We start from the raw sequence: 5,140 nt of genomic DNA, 5'->3' as shown, positions 1-5,140 counted from the left end.
TCAGATTCACTTAACCAACCATGGGTTGCAGGTGCCCAGCCCGTGGCTGTTTTATTTACATCAAGGGCAATAACAAAGTGCTCTGCGCCAAATTGTTCAATCCAGGCTTTTACTTGCTCGCGTTTTTCTACCGCCATAGAACCAATAACAACTTGGTTAGCACCGGCTTTTAGCCAATCGCTTACATCTTGCTCTGAGCGAATACCGCCGCCCACTTGATACGGTACGTTAAGCGCTTTAGTTGCGGCTTGAATATGTTGCCACTGTTTTTTACTTGGATCGCGTGCGCCTTCTAAATCTACAAGGTGCAATTTACCTGCGCCGCTGTCGGCGTATTCTTTTAACCGTGCGCCAAGCTCAAAAGGGTAAAACTGAGCGGTGTCGTACTTACCTTGGTATAAACGAACAATTTGATTTTGTAATACGTCTAATGCTGGAATAATCACAAATAATCTCTTTATTGTTGGTTAATGGGCCGTTTATAACTGCCAATCAACAAAATTTTGTAATAAACGTGTGCCTACTTTTGCACTGCGCTCTGGGTGAAATTGCATGCCAGCGTAGTTGTCTTTTGCAACAATGGCTGAAAAGGTTTGGCCGTATTCGCCGCTTACAAGTGTTGCATCGTTTACGGTGTGCGCAAAGCTATGTACAAAGTACACTTGCTCGTCTTGTGTCAAGCCTTTGGTAAGTGCATGCTCTTTATTTACGCTTAAGTTATTCCAACCCATATGCGGCGACGTTAAACTGCCAACATCAAGGGCTTTTACTTGCCCTGGTATTTTACCTAAGCATTGTACGTTACCTTCTTCGGTGCTTTCGCACAGTAACTGCATACCTAAGCAAATTCCCATAAGTGGGCGCTGGTATTCGTTTATAGCTTGTTGCCAGCCGTTACCTACAAGGCGTTTCATGGCAACTGATGCATGGCCAACGCCTGGTAATATTGCACGCTCAAAACCAGCTAATTGCTCTGGTGAGGTAATGACTGTTGGCGTTTGACCTAAGCGTTCAAAGGCAAAACGAACTGAATTTATATTGGCACACCCGGTATTAATTATGGCAATCATAAACATCCCTTAGAGCTGGCTGTTTGTTGGGTCGTGTCTTGTGCTACTGCCATACGAAGGGCACGTGAAAACGCTTTAAATAAGCCTTCTACTTGGTGATGACAGTTACCGTCGCTCACCGATAAAATAAGGCTAATAGCGGCATTATCGCTTAAGCTTTTGAAAAAGTGCTCAACCATTTGTACGTCTAAATCGCCGGCTTTTTCGCGGCTAAAGTTAGCGTTTAATACAAATGAAGCGCGGCCCGATAAATCAATTTGTGCTTCAGCTTTACACTCATCCATTGGCAGCGCAAAACCATAGCGCGCTATTTGCGATTTAGTACCCAGCGCTTGTTTAAGCGCAACACCAAGAGCAATACCTATGTCTTCAACAAGGTGGTGCTCGTCTATGTGTAAATCGCCTTTCGCTTTAATATTTAGACCAATGTTGGCGTGGGTGCGAATTTGATCAAGCATATGATCAAAAAAGCCAAGGCCTGTTTCAATGCTACCGTTTTTAGTTTGATCTAGGTTTATGGCTACATCAATTTGGGTTTCTTTGGTGTTACGCGTAACACGACCTTCACGGTTGGCAGTTGTAAGCTTTGTAACAATGGCAGGCCAGCTGCCATCATACAAAATGCCTTCACAACACAAGTTTTGAGCAAGGCCAATATCGGTTTGACGATCGCCAATCACGTATGAGCGAGCTAAATCAACTTTGCCAGAGCGCATAAGTTCAGTTAATAAACCTGTTTTAGGTTTACGGCAATCACAGTTTTGCTCGTCAAAGTGTGGACAAATCAATACCTCGTCAAAGCTAATGCCTTGGCTTTGCAGTATGTCCATCATTTTATCTTGAGCTATATCAAAGTCAGCAGTCGGGAAGCTGTCTGTGCCTAAGCCATCTTGGTTAGATACCATTACTAAGCGGTACCCTGCGGCTTGTAATTGTAATAAAGCCGGGATAACACCAGGTAAAAACGCTAATTTTTCTAGGCTGTCTACCTGTTTGTCGGTGATTGGCTCTTCAATTATGGTGCCGTCACGGTCAATAAATAAATAGGGGTTACTCATGATACTTCTTGTCCTGATAAAAGAGGTGAGGTTGCTGGCTTATCAAGGCCATCTAACCAAATTTTTACTTGCTCAAGTTCTTGCTCATTACCAATGGAGATACGTAACCAATCGTCTTCACCGTATAGGGTAAACGCGCGCATCACTAAACCTTGTTCAAGTGCTACTTTAAAGTAGTTTTTGTCGGCTAATTTTAAGGTAACAAAGTTACCTTCACCAGTGAGAATTTTTAATGCAGCTGGGGATGCGTTTAACCACTGTACAAGTTTAGCTTTTAAACTATTTAAAATAGTCACTTGTCGGCGCATTGATGTTATTGCATCAGGCGCTATGGCTTGTGCTGCAATACTTGCTACCACACCCGATACCGGATACGGCGCAATCACTTTACGAATAGGTGCAAGTACAGTTTCTTGTGCAAGTGTAAAACCGGTTCTTAGCCCTGCAAGTGCAAACGCTTTAGATAAAGTGCGCAGTACCACTACATTACTATATTCGTTAATCAGCGCTGTAGCACTTTGCTCAGGGCAAAACTCAATGTAGGCTTCATCAACAATAACTAAAGCTTTACCGGCAAGCGCTGTTGCAATTGCTTTTACTTTTTCAAGGGGGGTTATGCTACCGGTTGGGTTATTTGGATTACAAATAAACACCAATTTTGAGCTGCCCACTGCCTCAACTATTTCATCAACACTGCCATCAAGTAATAACGCTTGGGTTAAGCCATTGATTGCAACGTTGTGCGTATCAGCGGTTACTTTGTACATACCGTAGGTTGGCAAAAATAACGCGATACTGTCTTTTGCAGGTTCGCAGTAGGTACGTACTAAAAGCTCAATGCCTTCATCGGCGCCGCGCGTCATTAATACGTTTTCGCTTTCAAGCTCTGCATACGCAGCATAGCGGTCAATAACCAGTTGCGGTTGTGGATCTGGGTAGCGATTTAAATCTTCAATACTCAGTTCAATATTTTTAGCGTACGGGCTTTCATTGGCATTTAACCACGTTGACCCTGTTAGCTTTTCACTTTTAGCAGAGCTATATGCAGCAAGAGCTGCAATATTTTGTGGTAATAAGCTTGTCGCTTGTGCGCTCTTATTGCTCATTTTTAATTGCCTCTAAACGAATTGAAACCGCATTTGCGTGTGCATCAAGGCCTTCTGCATCTGCTAGTGGCAAAATAGCTTTTGATAGCTGTGTTAAGCCACTTTTACTTATAGTTTGTACTGTGTAAGTGCGGAAAAAATCAAGCAAGTTTAAGCTTGAATAGGTTGCACTGTAACCGTAGGTCGGTAACACGTGGTTAGTACCCGATGCGTAATCGCCCGCTGATTCTGGCGTGTAGTCGCCAACAAATACCGAGCCTGCATTTTTTACTTTATCTAAGTAAGGTGTTGAATCTGCTAATTGCAAAATTAAGTGCTCAGGGCCATATTGCGCTGATACGTCAAATGCTTGCTCAACAGAGTCGACTAAAATAAGTGATGAATTAGCCAGAGCTTGCTCGGCTGTCTCTTTGCGGCTTAAGTTAGCAAGCTGGCGCGTAAGCGCCTGCTGCGTTTGCTCAATGATACTTTCGCTGTTACACAATAAAATAACTTGCGAGTCTGCGCCGTGCTCAGCTTGCGAGAGTAAATCTGCCGCTATAAATTCTGGGTTTGCACGCTCATCTGCAATCACTAATACTTCAGAGGGGCCTGCTGGCATATCGATTGCCATACCAGGAATTGTTTGCGCAACAAGCTGTTTTGCCATCGTTACAAAGCTATTACCTGGGCCAAAAATTTTGTTCACTTTAGGTACTGATTCGGTGCCGTAGGCCATTGCGGCAATTGCACCTGCGCCACCACTTTCAATTAAAGTTGTAATGCCACATAACTTAGCTGCATATAATATCGCAGGGTTAATGCTTTCATCACCTTGCACAGGGGTGGCAAGTACGACGGTTTTAGCACCACTTAATTGTGCAAGTACACCTTGCATAATAACCGATGATGGCAGTGGAGCACTGCCACCTGGTACATAAATACCCACAGCTTCGATGGCCTGATATTTCAGTTCACATTCAACGCCAGGTTGGGTTGATAACTTAATATCTTTAGGCAATTGCGCTTCGTGAAAACGTTTAACGTTTGCATAAGCGGTGTCAATTGCGTATTTAAGCTCTGCGCTTAGTGCTTGCTCTGATGCGTTTATTTCATCAAGCGGTACACGTAAACGAGGGTTAGCTCTATTATCAAACTTTTTAGCCATATCAAGTAAGGCTTTATCACCTTGCTCTTTCACATCGCTCATAATTGTTTGGCATATAGCTTCAACCTTTGCGCTGGCAGAAACCGCAGGGCGCATTAGCGCCGCTGCTTGTACTTGTGAAGATTCCTCATTCCAACGAAGCATGGTACTTACTCCATCATTTTTTCAATTGGCATTACTAAAATAGAGTTAGCGCCTAGGGCTTTAAGCTGCTCCATTGTTTCCCAAAATAATGTTTCGCTGCTTACCATGTGTAGCGCTACGTACTCTTCGTTACCAGCAAGTGCAAGTAGAGTAGGTTGGCCAGAGCCTGGTAAAATTTCGCAAATTTCATCAAGTTTAGTTTTTGGCGCGTGTAGCATAATGTATTTGCTTTCTTTAGCTTGTTTAACACCACGAAGGCGCGGCATAAGCTTATTAATTAGCGCTAGTTTGTCTTCATCTTGCAGGTCTTTATTTTGAATTAAACACGCGTTTGATTCTAAAATTGTATCACCTTGAATTAATCCGTTCGCTTCAAGCGTTGCACCGGTAGAAACTAAATCACAAATTGCATCTGAAAGGCCGGCACGTGGGGCTACTTCCACTGAACCTGTAAGCATTACAGTACTTGCATTAATGCCTTCGCGCTTTAACCACTGCGTTAAAATTTCTGGGTAGGTTGTTGCAATACGCTTGCCTTCAAACCAGCTTTTATCACGTGGGCCAAGCTCTTGTGGCCATGCAAGTGCAAGTCGGCAGTAACCAAAGTCTAGTTTT

6 protein-coding genes are annotated in these 5,140 nt (G+C 43.4%); all 6 read right to left on the bottom strand.

Translation table 11 applies throughout. From position 1 onward, the window contains the following. Positions 1–446: HisA/HisF-related TIM barrel protein (locus B4F91_RS06125; protein ID WP_288635433.1), on the bottom strand; the 446-nt coding region annotated here is incomplete at its 3' end. 33 nt (positions 447–479) lie between these two features. Then, positions 480–1,070: an imidazole glycerol phosphate synthase subunit HisH gene (hisH, locus tag B4F91_RS06120; RefSeq protein ID WP_096042985.1), complete on the bottom strand. Its 591-nt coding sequence runs from the start codon at positions 1,068–1,070 to the stop codon at positions 480–482. Further along, positions 1,067–2,128, bottom strand: a complete 1,062-nt coding sequence (gene hisB / locus B4F91_RS06115) for a bifunctional histidinol-phosphatase/imidazoleglycerol-phosphate dehydratase HisB (RefSeq protein WP_024031732.1) — start codon at positions 2,126–2,128, stop codon at positions 1,067–1,069. Before hisB ends, hisH begins: the two co-directional genes overlap by 4 nt. After that, positions 2,125–3,234, bottom strand: a complete 1,110-nt coding sequence (hisC, locus tag B4F91_RS06110) for a histidinol-phosphate transaminase (RefSeq protein ID WP_096042986.1) — start codon at positions 3,232–3,234, stop codon at positions 2,125–2,127. Before hisC ends, hisB begins: the two co-directional genes overlap by 4 nt. After that, a complete protein-coding gene (gene hisD, locus B4F91_RS06105) occupies positions 3,224–4,525 on the bottom strand; it encodes a histidinol dehydrogenase (RefSeq protein ID WP_054981941.1) in 1,302 nt (433 codons plus the stop codon). The genes hisC and hisD overlap by 11 nt, the downstream gene beginning before the upstream one ends. Positions 4,526–4,530: 5 nt before the next feature. Next, positions 4,531–5,140, bottom strand: a 610-nt coding sequence (gene hisG / locus B4F91_RS06100) for an ATP phosphoribosyltransferase (RefSeq protein WP_288635432.1), incomplete at its 5' end; no start/stop codon positions are given.

Source organism: Pseudoalteromonas sp. UBA6610 (genome assembly GCF_002433295.1).
Classification (GTDB): domain Bacteria; phylum Pseudomonadota; class Gammaproteobacteria; order Enterobacterales; family Alteromonadaceae; genus Pseudoalteromonas; species Pseudoalteromonas atlantica.
This window is presented reverse-complemented; position numbering and strand designations above follow the sequence as displayed.